14 protein-coding genes are annotated in these 17,065 nt (G+C 72.3%); 5 read left to right on the top strand and 9 right to left on the bottom strand.

Annotated features, from left to right (window positions below; all coding sequences use genetic code 11):
• Window positions 1-32 precede the first annotated feature (32 nt).
• Complete coding sequence (locus tag ACFYX3_RS27640) at window positions 33-2,240, top strand: heavy metal translocating P-type ATPase (RefSeq protein WP_389018581.1); 2,208 nt, start codon at window positions 33-35, stop codon at window positions 2,238-2,240.
• A 478-nt stretch (window positions 2,241-2,718) separates the two neighbouring features.
• Here the strand turns inward: ACFYX3_RS27640 and ACFYX3_RS27635 are convergent, their stop codons facing one another.
• Both ACFYX3_RS27635 and ACFYX3_RS27630 read right to left on the bottom strand, forming a co-directional pair.
• Entirely contained in the window at window positions 2,719-4,008 is a 1,290-nt protein-coding gene (locus ACFYX3_RS27635) for a citrate synthase (RefSeq protein ID WP_030685223.1), read from the bottom strand.
• 179 nt (window positions 4,009-4,187) lie between these two features.
• Entirely contained in the window at window positions 4,188-6,413 is a 2,226-nt protein-coding gene (locus tag ACFYX3_RS27630) for an ATP-dependent RecD-like DNA helicase (RefSeq protein WP_389018575.1), read from the bottom strand.
• Between the two features lie 287 nt (window positions 6,414-6,700).
• Between ACFYX3_RS27630 and ACFYX3_RS27625 the strand changes: the two genes are divergently transcribed.
• Entirely contained in the window at window positions 6,701-7,174 is a 474-nt protein-coding gene (locus ACFYX3_RS27625; RefSeq protein ID WP_389018572.1) for a hypothetical protein, read from the top strand.
• Window positions 7,175-7,276: 102 nt separating this feature from the next.
• On the opposite strand, the gene ACFYX3_RS27620 is transcribed toward ACFYX3_RS27625, so the two are convergent.
• Genes ACFYX3_RS27620 through ACFYX3_RS27610 form a run of 3 tightly spaced genes read right to left on the bottom strand, consistent with a single transcriptional unit; the run spans window position 7,277 to window position 10,379 of the window.
• Window positions 7,277-8,080 (bottom strand): sugar phosphate isomerase/epimerase family protein, encoded by an 804-nt coding sequence (locus ACFYX3_RS27620; RefSeq protein WP_389018569.1) that lies wholly within the window; start codon window positions 8,078-8,080, stop codon window positions 7,277-7,279.
• Window positions 8,077-9,231, bottom strand: coding sequence for a dihydrodipicolinate synthase family protein (locus ACFYX3_RS27615; RefSeq protein ID WP_389018566.1), 1,155 nt, complete (start codon window positions 9,229-9,231; stop codon window positions 8,077-8,079). Before ACFYX3_RS27615 ends, ACFYX3_RS27620 begins: the two co-directional genes overlap by 4 nt.
• Window positions 9,228-10,379 (bottom strand): Gfo/Idh/MocA family protein, encoded by a 1,152-nt coding sequence (locus tag ACFYX3_RS27610; protein ID WP_389018563.1) that lies wholly within the window; start codon window positions 10,377-10,379, stop codon window positions 9,228-9,230. Before ACFYX3_RS27610 ends, ACFYX3_RS27615 begins: the two co-directional genes overlap by 4 nt.
• A 114-nt stretch (window positions 10,380-10,493) precedes the next feature.
• Here ACFYX3_RS27610 and ACFYX3_RS27605 point away from each other — a divergent pair, with 114 nt between their 5' ends.
• On the top strand, window positions 10,494-11,540 hold the full coding sequence (locus ACFYX3_RS27605) for a LacI family DNA-binding transcriptional regulator (RefSeq protein ID WP_382658650.1): 1,047 nt from the start codon (window positions 10,494-10,496) through the stop codon (window positions 11,538-11,540).
• Window positions 11,541-11,814: 274 nt separating this feature from the next.
• Here the strand turns inward: ACFYX3_RS27605 and ACFYX3_RS27600 are convergent, their stop codons facing one another.
• From ACFYX3_RS27600 to ACFYX3_RS27585, 4 genes are read right to left on the bottom strand one after another with little or no spacing between them, the layout of a single operon-like run.
• Window positions 11,815-12,420 (bottom strand): AAA family ATPase, encoded by a 606-nt coding sequence (locus ACFYX3_RS27600; RefSeq protein WP_389018559.1) that lies wholly within the window; start codon window positions 12,418-12,420, stop codon window positions 11,815-11,817.
• 29 nt (window positions 12,421-12,449) lie between these two features.
• Window positions 12,450-12,608, bottom strand: coding sequence for a hypothetical protein (locus tag ACFYX3_RS27595; protein ID WP_389018556.1), 159 nt, complete (start codon window positions 12,606-12,608; stop codon window positions 12,450-12,452).
• Window positions 12,587-13,114: a hypothetical protein gene (locus ACFYX3_RS27590; protein WP_389018553.1), complete on the bottom strand. Its 528-nt coding sequence runs from the start codon at window positions 13,112-13,114 to the stop codon at window positions 12,587-12,589. The genes ACFYX3_RS27595 and ACFYX3_RS27590 overlap by 22 nt, the downstream gene beginning before the upstream one ends.
• On the bottom strand, window positions 13,111-14,031 hold the full coding sequence (locus ACFYX3_RS27585) for an EamA family transporter (RefSeq protein WP_389018549.1): 921 nt from the start codon (window positions 14,029-14,031) through the stop codon (window positions 13,111-13,113). The genes ACFYX3_RS27590 and ACFYX3_RS27585 overlap by 4 nt, the downstream gene beginning before the upstream one ends.
• 100 nt (window positions 14,032-14,131) lie before the next feature.
• On the opposite strand from ACFYX3_RS27585, the gene ACFYX3_RS27580 reads away from it, so the two are divergent.
• Together ACFYX3_RS27580 and ACFYX3_RS27575 are read left to right on the top strand one after the other, a co-directional pair.
• The gene (locus ACFYX3_RS27580; protein ID WP_389018546.1) at window positions 14,132-15,043 is read left to right on the top strand and encodes a LysR family transcriptional regulator; all 912 of its coding nucleotides are present in this window, start codon (window positions 14,132-14,134) and stop codon (window positions 15,041-15,043) included.
• A gap of 110 nt (window positions 15,044-15,153) precedes the next feature.
• Window positions 15,154-16,989 (top strand): glycoside hydrolase family 3 protein, encoded by a 1,836-nt coding sequence (locus ACFYX3_RS27575; protein WP_389018543.1) that lies wholly within the window; start codon window positions 15,154-15,156, stop codon window positions 16,987-16,989.
• Window positions 16,990-17,065 lie beyond the last annotated feature (76 nt).

The following is a 17,065-nucleotide window of genomic DNA, read 5'->3' as shown; positions in this document are numbered from 1 at the left end:
CGGTACGGCCCTGCTCCCCTTTGGAAACGCACATGCCCAGCACCACCGTCACCGAGCTCACGATCGGCGGGATGACCTGCGCCTCCTGCGCCGCCCGCGTCGAGAAGAAGCTCAACCGGATGGACGGCGTCACCGCCACCGTCAACTACGCCACGGAGAAGGCGCGCGTCGAGCACGCCCCGGACGTCGGCGTCGACGCGCTGATCGCCACCGTCGTGAAGACCGGCTACACCGCCGAGGAACCCGCCCCGCCCGTGGAGGAGCAGCAGGACGAGCCGGAGGACCCCGAGCTCGCCTCCCTCCGGCAGCGGCTCACCGTCTCCGCGCTCCTCGCGGCGCCCGTGGTCCTGCTCGCCATGGTCCCCTCCCTCCAGTTCGACTACTGGCAGTGGCTCTCGCTCACCCTCGCCTCCCCCGTCGTCGTCTGGGGCGGCCTCCCCTTCCACCGGGCCGCCTGGACGAACCTCCGGCACGGCGCCGCCACCATGGACACCCTCGTCTCGGTCGGCACCCTCGCCGCCTACGGCTGGTCCCTCTGGGCCCTCTTCCTCGGCGACGCCGGCATGCCCGGCATGCGGCACGGCTTCGACCTCACCGCCGACCGCGCCCACGCCTCCTCCGCGATCTACCTGGAGGTCGCCGCCGGAGTCGTCACCTTCATCCTCCTCGGCCGCTACCTGGAGGCCCGCGCCAAGCGGAAGGCGGGCACCGCGCTGAGGGCCCTGATGGAGCTGGGCGCCAAGGACGTGGCCGTACTCAAGGACGACGGGGAGGTACGCGTACCCGTCGGCGAGCTCCGTACCGGCGACCTCTTCGTCGTACGCCCCGGTGAGAAGATCGCCACCGACGGCACCGTCGTCGAGGGCGCGTCCGCCGTCGACGCCTCCCTGCTCACCGGCGAGTCGCTCCCCCTGGACGTCACCCCCGGCTCCGCCGTCACCGGCGGCTGCGTCAACGTCTCGGGCCGGCTCGTCGTCGAGGCCACCCGGGTCGGCTCCGACACCCAACTGGCCAGGATCGCGCGGCTCGTCGAGGAGGCCCAGAGCGGCAAGGCCGAGGTGCAGCGGCTCGCCGACCGGATCTCCGCCGTCTTCGTCCCGGTCGTGATCCTCATCGCCCTCGCCACCCTCGTCACCTGGCTCCTCGTGACGAGCGACGTCACCGCGGCCTTCACCGCCGCCGTCGCCGTCCTGATCATCGCCTGCCCCTGCGCCCTCGGCCTCGCCACCCCGACCGCCCTCATGGTCGGCACGGGCCGCGGCGCCCAGCTCGGCATCCTCATCAAGGGCCCCGAGGTCCTGGAGTCCACCCGCCGCGTCGACACGGTCGTCCTCGACAAGACCGGGACGGTCACCACCGGCCGCATGCGGCTGACCGGCGTGCACGTGTACGGCGGTCGGTACGGCGCCGACTCCGCCGACGAGACCGAGCTGCTGCGGCTCGCGGGCGCCCTGGAGCACTCCTCCGAGCACCCGGTCGCCCGCGCGATCGCCGCCGGCGCCGCCGAGCGCTGCGGGGAGCTCCCCACCCCGAAGACCTTCGAGAACGTGCCGGGCCTCGGCGTGCGCGGCTCCGTCGACGGCCGGCTCGTCCTCGTCGGACGCGCCGCCCTGCTCGCCTCCGAGGGCGTCGAGGCGCCCGCGACGACGGAGCCCGGCGCCGTCCACGTCGCCTGGGACGGAGTGGCCCGCGGCACCCTGACCGTCGCCGACACCGTCAAGGACACCAGCGCCGAGGCGGTCGCCCGGCTGCGCGCCCTGGGGCTGCGGCCCGTCCTCCTCACCGGGGACCACCGTGCGGTCGCCGAGACCGTGGCGGCCGAGGTGGGCATCGACGAGGTGATCGCGGAGGTGCTGCCCGAGGAGAAGGCCGAGGTGGTCCGGCGGCTCCGGGACGAGGGCCGTACGGTCGCGATGGTCGGCGACGGGGTGAACGACGCCGCCGCGCTCGCGACGGCCGACCTCGGGCTCGCGATGGGGACGGGCACCGACGCGGCCATCGAGGCGAGCGACCTGACCCTGGTGCGGGGCGACCTGCGGGTCGCGGCGGACGCCATCCGGCTGGCACGGCGGACCCTGGCGACGATCCGGGGCAACCTCGGCTGGGCCTTCGGCTACAACCTCGCCGCGCTCCCCCTCGCGGCGGCCGGACTTCTCAACCCGATGATCGCAGGCCTGGCCATGGCCTTTTCGTCCGTCTTCGTCGTATCCAACAGCCTTCGTCTGCGGCGCTTCACGTGAATTCACCCACGTGTGACGCACAGGACCTTCACAAAGAGATCTAGATCACAGATATTGGGGGGTAACCATCTGGGCTGTTCGCGAGTCTAAGTGGGCGATGCCAAGAACGTCTTGGGGGACGTTCATGGGATGTCTTGGGGGACGTCCCAGGCAAGCGCGGCCGGGGCACGTGCACCGGGGAGCTTTGAGCGGCCCTCCCGTACGTACCCCGGCAGACCGCGCGCAAGACGCCCGGCCCGGATCCCGTGGGGGGAATCCGCACCGGGATATGGAAAGCGCCCCGTCGCCGACCCGTGGGGGGATCGGTGGCGGGGCGCTTTTCGCACTTCTTCTTCGAGGCTCGGTTCGCCTCCGGGGCGCTGGAGCCGGTGTCGAGGCGACGATCGCGCTCGACCCTCCTTCGTCGGGCCTCCGCGCGTTCGCCGCCTCGACACCGACGCGCCCCTTCGGCTCACTCGCCGGGCGCGTCAGCCTGGCGTCAGCGGGCCTCGACCGGGACGAAGTCGCGGAGGACCTCGCCCGTGTAGATCTGGCGCGGGCGGCCGATGCGGGAGCCCGGCTCCTTGATCATCTCGTGCCACTGGGCGATCCAGCCCGGGAGGCGGCCGAGGGCGAAGAGGACCGTGAACATCTCGGTCGGGAAGCCCATGGCCCGGTAGATCAGGCCCGTGTAGAAGTCCACGTTCGGGTAGAGGTTGCGCGAGACGAAGTACTCGTCGGAGAGCGCGTGCTCCTCCAGCTTGAGCGCGATGTCGAGCAGCTCGTCGGACTTGCCGAGCGCCGAGAGGACATCGTGCGCCGCCGCCTTGATGATCTTGGCGCGCGGGTCGAAGGACTTGTACACCCGGTGGCCGAAGCCCATCAGGCGGACGCCGTCCTCCTTGTTCTTCACCTTGCGGATGAAGGAGTCGACATCGCCGCCGTTGGCCTGGATGCCCTCCAGCATCTCCAGGACCGACTGGTTGGCGCCACCGTGCAGGGGGCCCCACAGGGCCGAGATGCCGGCGGAGATCGAGGCGAACATGTTCGCCTGCGAGGAGCCGACCAGACGCACGGTGGAGGTCGAGCAGTTCTGCTCGTGGTCCGCGTGCAGGATCAGCAGCTTGTCGAGCGCGGAGACGACGACCGGGTCGAGGTCGTACTCCTGGGCGGGGACCGAGAAGGTCATGCGCAGGAAGTTCTCGACGTAGCCGAGGTCGTTACGCGGGTAGACGAACGGGTGACCGATCGACTTCTTGTACGCGTACGCCGCGATCGTCGGCAGCTTGGCGAGCAGGCGGATCGTGGAGAGGTGACGCTGCTGCTCGTCGAAGGGGTTGTGGCTGTCCTGGTAGAAGGTGGACAGCGCGGAGACCACCGAGGACAGCATCGCCATCGGGTGGGCGTCCCGCGGGAAGCCGCGGAAGAAGTTCTTGACGTCCTCGTGGACCAGGGTGTGCTGCGTGATCTCGTTCTTGAAGGTCGACAGCTCGTCGACCTTCGGCAGCTCACCGTTGATCAGCAGGTACGCCACCTCAAGGAAGGTGGAGCGCTCGGCCAGCTGCTCGATGGGGTAGCCGCGGTACCGCAGAATGCCCTGCTCACCGTCGAGGTAGGTGATGGCGGATTTATAGGCGGCGGTGTTGCCGTATCCGCTGTCAAGGGTGACCAGACCGGTCTGGGCTCGGAGTTTGCCGATGTCGAAGCCCTTGTCGCCGACGGTGCTCTCGACCACCGGGTAGGTGTATTCACCGTCCGCGTACCGCAGTACTACAGAGTTGTCGCTCACGTCATCCCTCACCGACGTAGTGCCTCTTCTTCGAGGTGCCCTGACTGTCTCTACCATCCCCCATTTGGCTCAGGAGAGTGCACTCGGGGTCGCTCATTGGGCCATTCGGCGGCACTCAGTGCCGCCAACCTTCATATCCTGCCCCCTTCGCCCCGGTTCCGGTAGTCCTCCGTGATCTTTCACACGAGGGCGTCCCCTGTGAGCCGATGGGCGAGTGCGGTAAAGCGCCTGCCCGCCGAGACCGTACGGACCGCCTGGGCGATCGCCCGACGGGAGCCGACCAGGACGACCAGCTTCCGGGCCCGGGTCACGGCCGTGTAGAGCAGGTTCCGCTGGAGCATCATCCAGGCGCTCATGGTGACCGGAATCACCACCGCCGGATACTCGCTGCCCTGCGAACGGTGGATGGTGACCGCGTACGCATGGGCGAGTTCGTCCAGCTCGTCGAAGTCGTACGGCACCTCCTCGTCCTCGTCGGTCCGCACGGTCAGCCGCTGCTCGACGGTGTCCAGTGCCGTGACGACGCCGACCGTACCGTTGAAGACCCCGTTGGCCCCCTTCTCATAGTTGTTCCGAATCTGGGTCACCTTGTCACCGACACGGAAGACACGCCCGCCGAACCGCTTCTCCGGCAGGTCCGGGCGGGCCGGTGTGATCTCCTGCTGGAGCAGACCGTTCAGCGAGCCCGCGCCCGCCGGGCCCCGGTGCATCGGGGCGAGGACCTGGACGTCCCGGCGCGGGTCCAGGCCGAACTTGGCCGGAATCCGGCGGGCCGCGACCTCCACCGCGACCCGGGCGGCGTCTTCCGTCTCCTCCTCGGCGAAGAGGAAGAAGTCCGGCAGCCCCTGGGTCTGCGGCGGGGTGCCGGCGTTGATCCGGTGCGCGTTCATCACCACGCCGGACTCCTTGGCCTGCCGGAAGATCCGGGTCAGCCGCACGGCCGGTACGGGACTGCCGGGGGCGAGGAGATCACCCAGGACCTCGCCCGCGCCGACCGACGGCAGCTGGTCGACGTCCCCCACGAGCAGCAGATGGGCACCCGGAGCCACGGCCTTGACCAGCTTGTTCGCGAGGAGCAGGTCGAGCATGGAAGCCTCGTCGACGACGATCAGGTCGGCGTCGAGGGGCCGGTCCCGGTCGTACGCGGCGTCCCCGCCCGGCTTCAGCTCAAGGAGCCGGTGCACGGTGGACGCCTCGGCGCCGGTCAGCTCGGCGAGCCGCTTGGCGGCCCGTCCGGTGGGCGCGGCGAGCACCACCTTGGCCTTCTTGGCCCGGGCCAGCTCGACGATCGACCGGACGGTGAAGGACTTGCCGCAGCCGGGGCCGCCGGTGAGCACGGCGACCTTCCGGGTGAGGGCGAGACGCACGGCCTCCTCCTGCTCGGGCGCGAGCGACGCCCCCGTCCGGTCGGCGAGCCAGGCGAGCGCCTTGTCCCAGGCCACGTCCCGGAAGGCCGGCATCCGGTCGTCCTCGGCCCGCAGGAGCCTCCGGAGCTGCCCGGCGAGGGACAGCTCGGCGCGGTGGAAGGGGATGAGGTACACGGCGGTGACGGGCGCGCCTTCGGGTCCGGGAACGGTCTCGCGTACGACCCCCTCGGGATCCGAGGCCAGCTCGCCCAGACACTCGATGACGAGCCCGGTGTCGACCTGCAGCAGCTTCACGGCATCGGAGATCAGCCGCTCCTCGGGCAGGAAGCAGTGCCCCTGGTCGCTGGACTGGGACAGGGCGTACTGCAGGCCGGCCTTCACCCGGTCGGGGCTGTCGTGCGGGATGCCGACGGCCTGGGCGATCTTGTCGGCGGTGAGGAACCCGATGCCCCACACGTCGGCGGCAAGCCGATAGGGCTGGTTCCGCACGACGGAGATGGAGGCGTCCCCGTACTTCTTGTAGATCCGCACGGCGATGGAGGTGGACACTCCCACCCCCTGGAGGAAGACCATCACCTCCTTGATCGCCTTCTGCTCCTCCCAGGCGGCGGTGATGTTCTTGGTCCGCTTGGGCCCGAGCCCCGGGACCTCGATCAGCCGGCCGGGCGACTCCTCGAGGATGTCGAGGGTGTCGAGCCCGAAGTGCGTCGTGATCCGGTCGGCGAAGACGGGCCCGATGCCCTTGACGAGCCCGGACCCGAGATAGCGCCGGATGCCCTGGATGGTGGCGGGCAGCACGGTCGTGTAGTTCTCGACGGTGAACTGCTTCCCGTACTGCGGATGCGACCCCCACCGCCCCTCCATCCGCAGCGACTCCCCCGGCTGCGCGCCGAGCAACGCCCCGACGACGGTGAGCAGCTCCCCACCACCACGCCCGGTGTCGACCCGGGCGACGGTGTAGCCGTTCTCCTCGTTGGCGTAGGTGATCCGCTCCAGCACACCTTCGAGCACTGCGGGCCCGCGACCGTCGTTGGACATGTCTCGACCGTAGCGAAGAGGTCGGACATCGTGCGGCGGGCGTCGGGATGGCGTTGTTTCGCCACATGGCGCGTTCGGTCGTCCCGGCCACGACGACCGCCCGCGCGGAATGCGCTGCCCATCCCCGGAAAGGGCGTTTGAGCAGCCTCGTCAAGATGGCGACGCTTGCCACCAGACTGTCCTGATTCGCCCTTCAGGGCATCCCGCGCCGCCGGAACGATGGGCGTGCCTTCCGGCGACGGTCACGACCGGCCGCCGAAGCCACCGACGTGAAGGGGAACAGCGGCATGAACTGGATCAAGAGCCTGGCGATGACGGGTGCGGCCGTGGTGCTGACCGCCGGCCAACTGCTGTCCGGCACCGCGTCGGCCGCACCCGCGGCCGACCGGGCGGACGGCCTTCAGCAGAAGGTCGACGCCTACCTGGCGAGCCATCCCGGTGAGCGCCAGCTCGCCGAGGGCAAGGCGACCATGCCCGGCGGGTCGGTCACCTTCTCCGCCACCGGCACCGCCGGTGCCGCCGCCATCAGTTGCAGCTACGGCCACCTCTGCATCCAGGACGGCAACGGCAGCCGCTGGGACTACTACTACTGCGGCTACTACGACTTCTCCGGCATCGGCGACGGGTACTTCAACAACAACCAGACCTCGGGCACCGTCGCGAGGTTCTACAACCAGGACGGCAGCCTCAGGTGGACCAGCAGGGCCCCGCAGAGCGGAACGGCCTCGTGGTCGCCGGTGTGGCACATCCGCCCGTGCTGATCCCCTGACGCCCGGTCGCCCGGTGCTCCGCCCCCACGTCGACGGGGGCGGAGCACCGTCCGGTTCGGGGCGTCGAAGACCGCCGCGCCGGCCGGTGGCGCGTCACACCGCCAGGAACGCCTCCAGCGTCTCCTCCAGGACCTCCACCCCGTCCCTCGCCCACAGGGCGTCGTTGAAGAGTTCCACCTCGATCGGACCCGTGTAGCCCGCCTTCTCCACGAGGGACGTCCAGGCCGCGAGGTCGATCGCGCCCGTGCCCAGTTGGCCTCGGCCGGTGAGGACGCCGGCGGGGAGGGGGGTGGTCCAGTCGGCGAGCTGGAAGGAGTGGATGCGGCCCGCCGCGCCCGCGCGCCGCACCGCCGCCGGGGCCCGGTCGTCCCACCAGAGGTGGTACGTGTCGACCGTGACGCCGACCTGGGTCGCGGGGAAGCGCTCCGCGATCTCCAGGGCCTGGTCCAGGGTCGAGACCGCGCACCGGTCGGAGGCGTACATCGGGTGGAGCGGCTCGATCGCGAGGCGGACTCCGCGTTCGCCCGCGTAGGGGGCGAGGATGCCGATCGCCTCGGCGATGCGCGCCCGGGCGGACAACAGGTCCGGGCAGGACGGGGTGAGGCCGCCCGAGACCAGGACGAGGGTGTCCGTGCCGAGCGTGACGGCCTCGTCGATCGCCGCGCGGTTCTCCGCCTCCCAGCCGTCGGTCGTGAAGAAGCCGCCCCGGCAGAGGGTGGTGACGGTCAGGCCCGCGTCCCGCACCAGGGCGGCCGCCGCCTCGACCCCGTACTCCCGAACCGGTTCGCGCCACAGCCCCACGCCCGGGATTCCCAGCCGTACGCACTCCCGCACGAGGTCGGGGAGGGCGAGCTGCTTCACCGTCATCTGGTTGATGCCGAAGCGGTCGGGGTTCACTGGGGGACTCCGTACGTCGTGAGGAGCGAGCGCATCCGGGACTCCGCGCGGGCCGGGTCCGGGAACAGGCCCAGGCCGTCGGCGAGTTCGTACGCGCGGGCGAGGTGCGGGAGCGAACGGGCCGACTGCAGGCCGCCGACCATCGCGAAGTGGTCCTGGTGGCCGGCCAGCCAGGCCAGGAACACCACGCCCGTCTTGTAGAAGCGGGTGGGGGGCTCGAAGAGGTGGCGGGAGAGTTCCACCGTCGGGTCCAGCGTCTTGCGGAAGGCCTCCTCGTCTCCCGTGTCCAGGAGCCGCACCGCCTCTGCCGCCAGCGGGCCCAGCGGGTCGAAGATGCCGAGCAGGGCGTGGCTGAAGCCCTGTTCGTCGCCCGCGATCAGCTCCGGGTAGTGGAAGTCGTCGCCCGTGTAGCAGCGGACGCCCTCCGGGAGGCGGCGGCGCAGTCCGACCTCGCGCCGGGCGTCGAGGAGGGAGACCTTGATGCCGTCGACCTTGTCGGGGTGCGCGGCGATCACGTCGAGGAAGGTCTCGGTGGCGGCGTCCAGATCGCGCGAGCCCCAGTAGCCGTCGAGCGCCGGGTCGAACATCGGGCCCAGCCAGTGCAGGATCACCGGCTCGCCCGCCTGCCGGAGCAGGTGGCCGTAGAGGTCGAGGTAGTCCTCGGGGCCGGTCGCGGCGGCGGCGAGGGCGCGGGAGGCCATGAGGACGGCCTGCGCACCCGACTCCTCGACGAGCGCGAGCTGTTCCTCGTACGCCGCGCGGACCTCGGGCAGGGAGGCCGGGCCGGTGAGCTGGTCGGTGCCGACGCCGCAGGCGATCCGGCCGCCGACGCCGCGGGCCTCCGCCGCCGACCGGCGGATCAGCTCCGCCGCGCCGGCCCAGTCGAGTCCCATCCCGCGCTGGGCGGTGTCCATGGCCTCGGCGACCCCGAGGCCGTGGGACCAGAGGTGGCGGCGGAAGGCGAGGGTGGCGTCCCAGTCGACGGCGGCCGGGGCGTCGGGTGTGGTGTCGGCGTACGGGTCGGCGACGACGTGCGCGGCGGAGAAGACCGTACGGGAGGTCAGCGGGCCGGCCGTGGAGAGCGCGAGGGGTTCGGTGCGGGGCTCGTACGCGCGCGTGGAGCCGCCCGGGACGGGGAGGCGGAGCGTCACAGGGTCACCTCCGGGACGTCCAGGCGGCGGCCCTCGGCGGCGGACTTCAGGCCCAGTTCGGCGAGCTGGACGCCGCGGGCTCCGGCGAGGAGGTCCCAGTGGTACGGCTCGTCGAGGACGACGTGCCGGAGGAAGAGCTCCCACTGGGCCTTGAAGCCGTTGTCGAACTCGGCGTTGTCGGGGACCTCCTGCCACTGGTCGCGGAAGGCCTCGGTGGCGGGGATGTCCGGGTTCCACACGGGCTTCGGGGTCGCCGAGCGGTGCTGGACGCGGCAGTTGCGGAGTCCCGCGACGGCGGAGCCCTCCGTGCCGTCGACCTGGAACTCGACGAGCTCGTCGCGGTTCACGCGGACCGTCCAGGAGGAGTTGATCTGGGCGATGGCGCCGCCCTCCAGCCGGAAGGTGCCGTACGCGGCGTCGTCGGCGGTGGCCTCGTACGGCTTGCCCTGCTCGTCCCAGCGGCGCGGGACGTGGGTGGCGACGGTCGCGGTGACGGAGGTGACGCGCCCGAACAGCTCGTGGAGCACGTACTCCCAGTGCGGGAACATGTCGACGACGATGCCGCCGCCGTCCTCGGCGCGGTAGTTCCAGCTGGGGCGCTGGGCGTCCTGCCAGTCGCCCTCGAAGACCCAGTAGCCGAACTCGCCGCGTACGGACAGGATCTCGCCGAAGAAGCCGCCGTCGACGAGCCGCTTGAGCTTGAGCAGGCCGGGGAGGAACAGCTTGTCCTGGACGACGCCGTGCTTGATGCCCTTCGCCTCGGCGAGGCGGGCGAGTTCGAGGGCGCCGGCCAGGTCGGCGGCGGTGGGCTTCTCGGTGTAGACGTGCTTGCCGGCGGCGATGGCCCTGGTGAGGGCGTCGACGCGGGCGGAGGTGACCTGGGCGTCGAAGTAGATGTCGATGCTGTCGTCGGCGAGGACGGCGTCGAGGTCGGTGGACCACTCGGTGAGGCCGTGGCGCTCGGCGAGGGCGCGCAGGGCGGGCTCGCGGCGGCCGACGAGGACGGGCTCGGGCCAGAGGGTCTCGCCGTTGCCGAGGTCGAGGCCGCCCTGTTCGCGCAGGGCGAGGATCGAGCGGACGAGGTGCTGGCGGTGGCCCATGCGCCCGGTGACGCCGTTCATGGCGATGCGGACTGTCCTGCGTGTCACGAAAGGTTCCTCTCCCCGGTGCTCGGCGCCCTCAGGAAAGAAAGCGCTTTCTATCGAGGGGGACGCTAGCCTGCCGACATCGCCGCCGACAAGGGCCCTGGAGGTACGCACGCGATGACCGTCACCCTGGCGGACGTGGCCGCCCGCGCACGGGTCTCCCCCGCAACCGTCTCCCGCGTCCTGAACGGCAACTACCCGGTCGCCGCGTCGACCCGGGAGCGGGTGCTGCGGGCCGTGGACGAGCTGGACTACGTCCTGAACGGCCCCGCGAGCGCCCTCGCCGCCGCCACCTCCGACCTGGTCGGCGTCCTCGTCAACGACATCGCCGACCCGTTCTTCGGGATCATGGCGAGTGCGGCGCAGAGCGCGATCGGGGAGAGCGCCACGGGGCGCGGCGGGGGCGAGAAGCTCGCCGTCGTCTGCAACACCGGCGGCTCCCCCGAGCGCGAGCTGACCTACCTCACCCTGCTCCAGCGGCAGCGGGCGGCGGCCGTGATCCTCATGGGCGGCGCCCTGGAGGACCCGGAGCACCTGGCGGCGACGGCGGGCAAGCTGACGAAGCTGTCGGAGGCCGGAACGCGGGTCGTGCTGTGCGGGCGCCCGCCGGTGCCGGGCGACGCGAGCGCGGCGGCCCTGGTCTTCGACAACCGCAGCGGCGCGCGGCAGCTCACCGAGCACCTCCTCGGCCTCGGCCACCGGCGGATCGGCTACGTGGCGGGCCCGACCGACCGCACCACCACCCGGCACCGCCTGGAGGGCCACCGGGAGGCGCTCGCGGCGGCCGGGGTCGCCGAGGGCCCGACGGTCCACGGGCCGTACGACCGGAGCTCCGGCCACGAGGCGACGGCCGAGCTCCTCGCCCGCGACCCGCACCTCACGGCGGTCGTCGCGGCCAACGACACGGTGGCCCTGGGCGTCTGCGCGGCCCTGCGGGAGCGGGGCCTGTCCATCCCCGGCGACGTCTCGGTCGCGGGCTTCGACGACCTCCCGTTCTCGACGGACGCGGTCCCGTCCCTCACGACGGTCCGCCTCCCCCTCCACGAGGCGGGGGTACGGGCGGGCCGCCTGGCGATGTCGACGACGGAGCCACCGGCGGACGGCGTGGAGACGGTGCCGGGGGAGCTGGTGGTACGGGGGTCGACGGCGGCGCCGCGGGGGTAGCGGGGCGCTGCGGTGAGCTGTCTCCGCACGGAGGCCCGACGATCTCGCGCCCTTCGAGGGATACGCACATCCCCCTCGAAGGGCGCGAGATCGTCGTGAAGACGGACGGCTTTCCGCGCTCCGAGGGCTGAGCGCGCCACACACCCTGCGGAAGTACGCGGGCTTCGGCGGTGAGCTGCCGCTGCCCGGACCCGGCTCGACGCGCTCGGCTTCCGCCGGGCCGCGCGGCTCGGCCTCTGGTGGAGGAGGGGCTGTTCGGGGACGTCGGCGAGCGTTACGAGCCCGTCGCGGCCTTCGCGTCCGCGTCGGCCTGAGCGTCCGCGTAGGCGGTCAGGCCCGTCGCCGCGAGGACCGCGTCGACCGTCTCCTCGACCGTCTGGTCCGCGTTGTCGATCCAGACGCCCTCGCCGGAGAGTTCCGCGCGCATCGCCTCGTCCAGGAAGGCCCAGTTCGTCGTCAGCTTCTTGTGGCGGGCGTTGTTCCGTTCCCAGGCCTTGTCCGGGCCCGGGGCCAGGATCACCACGTGGAGCGGGACCGCCTGCACGTGGGCGCGGTAGAAGTCCAGGTGGGAGCGGCGGACGACCACGTCGTCGAGGACCGGCAGGAAGCCCGCCGCGGCGAAGCTGTCCGCGAGGAGGCAGCCGTGGCGGGCGCGCAGCAGGATCTGCCGGTCGGCCTCCGGGTCGCCGTCCGGGCTCGGCCAGCGGCCGCCCTGGACGATCAGCTCCTGGAGGTGGTCGACCTCGACGTGCGCGGCGCGCGCGAAGCGGGCCGCGAGGGCCGCCGCGACGGTGCTCTTGCCGCTCCCGGGGATCCCGGCCAGCAGGACGATGCCGGGGGCGGGTTCGGCGCTGTCGACGGTGACGTTCTCGAAGGTCATGCGGGGCAGTGCCTCTCAGCGCCGTACGGTCACAACGGCCTGACACAGTAGCCCGGCTTCCCCGGGGAGTCGATCGAGTATTCCGCGCGCAGGAGGTGGTCCTCCGGACCGCAGGACGCCTCGTCCGCGACGCGGTACTCGGCCTGCGGCGAGCCGCGGGCCACCTTCAGGAGCGCCTGCTCGGCCACTCGGCGGTGTTGGCGACGCAGTCGCCGACGGACAGGCCCGCGTGCTCGTCGCCGGGGCCCGCGAGGAGCGCCGGCGGGGTGAGGACCAGCATCGCGGGCGCCCGCCGCAGCACCCGCCGGCCCGGGTCGAGCAGCGGGCGCAGCGCGCCGTACGGCTCGGGGAGGCGGCGGAGCGCGGAGCGGGCGCCGAGGACGTTGCCGAGCACGACGAACGGCGTGACGAACAGCGAGAACAGGCCCCACCGTCCGGTCACGAGGGTGTCGGAGGTCGTCTTCCGGTAGACGGCGAGGCCGCCGGTGCGGCAGAGGACACCGCGCCGGGTGACCGTGCGCATGACGACGATCATGCCCTGGTGCGCCCGGACGGTCACCGCCGCGGCGGGCTGCGCGCCGCAGACCTCGCAGCCGCGCGCGTATCCCTGCCCCTGCCCGTACGCGTACGGCTGCGCGGGCTGCTGCCCGTACGGAGGAGGCTGCGGAGGCCCGTACTGCTGCGGATGCGTCATCGTGTCGCTCCCCCGGAAGGCGTCGGCGTCGGCACCGGCACCCTGGCCTCGGGCGCCTCGACCGCCCTCCGCCGGAAGGACGTCAGCGCCACACCCCCGACGAGGAGCGCTGCCGCGCACCAGCGGAGCGGGCTCACGCTCTCGCCCAGGAACAGAGCCGCCGAGGACATGCCGAAGACGGGGACGAGGAGGGAGAAGGGGGCGACGGAGGAGGCGGGATAGCGGCGGAGGAGCCGGCCCCAGGCGCCGAAGCCGAAGACCGTGGTGATCCAGGCGACGTAGACGATGACGCCGACGCCCGTCCAGTCGAGTCCGCGCAGGGCCGCGAGGTCGCGTTCGGGGCCCTCCAGGAGGAGGGAGAGGGCGAGGAGCGGCAGGACCGGCACGGTGCTGACCCAGACCATGAAGTTGAGCGCGTCGGGCGGGGCGGCCTTGCGGGTCAGGACGTTGGAGACGCCCCAGCAGGCCGCCGCGGCGATCACCAGGGCGAAGCCCGCGAGCGGGCCCGAGCCGCCCTCGTCGACGGCGGCGACGCCGATGCCGGCGAGGGCGACGGCCATCCCGGCGAGCTTGACGCGCCCGGGGCGTTCGCCGAGGGCCGCGAAGGCGAAGAGGGCGGTGAAGACGGCCTGGACCTGGAGGACGAGGGAGGAGAGCCCGGCGGGCGCGCCGAGGTCCATGCCGGTGAAGAGCAGCCCGAACTTCGCCACGCCGAGGACAAGTCCGACGCCCACGATCCACTTCCAGGCGACCTTCGGGCGACCGACGAGGAACACCGCCGGCAGGGCGGCGACGAGGAAGCGGAGGGCGGAGAAGAGCAGCGGCGGGAAGTGGTCGAGGCCGATCTCGATGACGACGAAGTTGACTCCCCAGACGGCGGCGACCAGGGCGGCGAGGGCGATGTGGGCGGGGCGCATGCCGTCGAGCATGGCCGCCCCCGACCGTGTAGCACCAGCACGGATTCCTACATGGTTGGATGAAGCACCGCTACATCGACAAGCCCTTCGGGAGCCGCTCGTGCTGGATCTCGGCCGTCTTCGCGCCCTGCACGCCGTCGCCGTCCACGGCAGTGTCGGCGCCGCCGCCACCGCCCTCGGCTACACCCCGTCCGCGGTCTCGCAGCAGATCGCGAAGCTGGAGCGGGAGACCCGTACGACCCTGGTCGAACGCAGCGGGCGCGGCATCCGGCTCACCGACGACGCTCATCAACTCGCCGCCACCGCACGCCAGTTGCTGGCGCTCGTCGAGGAGGCGGAGGTACGGCTCGAAGAACGGCGCGGCCGGCCCGCGGGGCTGCTCGCGATCGGCTGCTTCGCGAGCGCGGCGCGTGGTCTGATGCCGCGGGCGCTCGCCGAGCTGGCCCGGCTCCACCCCGAGCTCGACGCCCGGCTCTCGGAGGTGGACCCGCACCTCTCGGTCGACCTGGTGGCGCGGGGCGTGATCGACCTGGCGGTGGCACACGACTGGGACATCGCGCCGCTGCCGACGCCCTCGGGGGTCGAGCAGGTGGTCATCGGCGACGACCGGTGCGACATCCTCGTCCACCGGGACCATCCGCTGGCGGCGCGGGAGTCGGTGCGCCGGGAGGAGCTCGCGGCGGAGCGGTGGATCTCGCAGCCGCCGGGGACGGTCTGCCACGACTGGCTCACGCGGACGCTGCGGGCGACGGGGTACGAACCGCTGATCGTCCATCAGGCGGAGGAGAACCACACGCAGGTGGCCCTGGTGGCGGCCGGTCTGGGGATCGCCCTGGTCCCGCGCCTGGGACGCGGGACGCTGCCGGCCGAGGTGGTGCCGGTGCGGCTCGACCCGGTGCCGACGCGCCGGCTGCACGCCATGTGGCGGACGGGTGCGGCGCGGCGCCCGGCGATCCGGGAGACGGTCCGTACGCTCCAGGAGCTCTGGCCCTCGATCGCCTCTGCCGACTGAGGCCGTGCGCGGGCGATTCCTGCGCGGATCCTTGACCTGGCAGTTACTTTCGGGCTATCCGTGACACCTTGGAAGTTTCCTTCAACCTCGCACGGCCGGAAGGAGCATCAGTGCACCACCGCGCCCCCGCCCCCTCCCGACGTACCCTCCTCACGGTGACCGCCGCAGCCGCCGCGGCGGCCGTCACCGGCGCCTTCGCGCCCACCGCCCACGCGGAGACGAACGCCGCATCCGACGACCTCGCGCTCCGGCGGATCATCGACCGGATGTCCCTCGAGGAGAAGGTCGGCCAGCTCTTCGTCATGCGGGTCTACGGCCACTCCGCCACCGCCCCCGACCAGGCCGACGTCGACGCCAACCTCGCGGAGATCGGCGTCCGCACCGCCGCCGAGCTGGTCGAGCGCTATCACGTGGGCGGGATCATCTACTTCACGTGGGCCCACAACACCCGCGACCCGCAGCAGATCGCCGAGCTCTCCAACGGCATCCAGCAGGCCGCGCTCGCCCGGCCCACTCCCGTCCCGGTGCTCATCTCCACCGATCAGGAGCACGGCATCGTCTGCCGCGTCGGCAAGCCCGCGACCCTGCTGCCCGGGGCGATGGCCCTCGGCGCCGGCGGCTCGCACGCGGACGCCCGCAAAGCCGCGCAGATCGCCGGCGAGGAGCTCGCCGCCATCGGCATCCGGCAGAACTACGCCCCCGTCGCCGACGTGAACGTCAACCCGGCCAACCCCGTCATCGGCGTCCGCTCCTTCGGCTCCGACCCGCAGGCCGTCGCCGGACTCGTCGCCGCGCAGGTGAAGGGCTACCAGCAGGCCGGGGTCGCGGCCACCTCCAAGCACTTCCCGGGCCACGGCGACACCGCCGTCGACAGCCACTACGGCCTGCCGACGATCACCCACACCCGGGAGCAGTGGGCGGAGCTCGACGCGCCGCCGTTCCGGGCGGCGATCGACGCCGGCATCGACTCGATCATGACCGCGCACATCGTGGTCCCCGCGCTCGACCCCAGCGAGGACCCGGCGACGCTGTCCCGGCCCATCCTCACCGGCATCCTGCGCGAACAGCTCGGCTACGACGGCGTGGTGGTCACCGACTCGCTCGGCATGGAGGGCGTACGCACCAAGTACGGCGACGAGCGCGTCCCGGTCCTCGCCCTGAAGGCCGGGGTCGACCAGCTGCTCAACCCGCCCAGGCTCGACGTCGCCTGGAACGCGGTCCTGGCGGCGGTCAGGGCGGGCGAGCTGACGGAGGCCCGGCTCGACGAATCGATCCTGCGGATCCTGCGGCTCAAGGCGAAGCTGGGCCTCTTCCGGCAGGCGTACGCGACGCGGGCGGGCGTCGAGCGGGTGGTCGGCAGCGAGTCCCACCTCGCGCACGCCGACCGCATCGCCGAGGCGACGACGACCCTGCTGCTCAACGAGGACGGCTTCCTGCCGCTGAGCCCGGCGACCCACCGCTCGGTCCTCGTCGTCGGCGCCGACCCGGCGTCCCCGTCCGGTACGACGGGCCCGCCGACGACGACGCTCGCGACGGCCCTCACGGAGCTGGGCTTCAGCGCGACGGCGCTCTCCACCGGGATCACGCCGACGGCGACGAAGATCGAGGAGGCGGTGGCGGCGGCGGGCGGCAAGGACGTGGTGCTCGTCGGCACGTACAACGTCTCCGCGACCAGTCCGCAGCGGACGCTGGTCGCGCGGCTCGTCGCGACCGGGGTGCCGGTGGTGACGGTCGCGATCCGGAACCCGTACGACGTGGCGCGTCTCGGGGGGCAACGGGCGAGTCTGGCGTCCTACTCCTGGACGGACGTCGAACTCCGCGCGGCGGTGCGCGTCCTGGCGGGCCGGGCCGCACCGCGGGGCCGCCTCCCGGTCCCGGTCCAGGACGCGTCCGACCCGACGAAGGTCCTGCACCCGGTGGGGTACGGCTTGTCGTACACGCGCTGAGCCCGCGTCGGGCGGTGCCCACCCGCCGTGTGGGCAATCGTCCCGCAGGGCGATGGGGGTCCCCCTGCTCGAGCGA

The organism is Streptomyces sp. NPDC002463, assembly GCF_042889835.1.
Taxonomy (GTDB): domain Bacteria; phylum Actinomycetota; class Actinomycetes; order Streptomycetales; family Streptomycetaceae; genus Streptomyces; species Streptomyces nymphaeiformis.
Note: the sequence above shows the minus strand (reverse complement) of the source record. Positions and strands in the feature narration are given on the sequence as shown.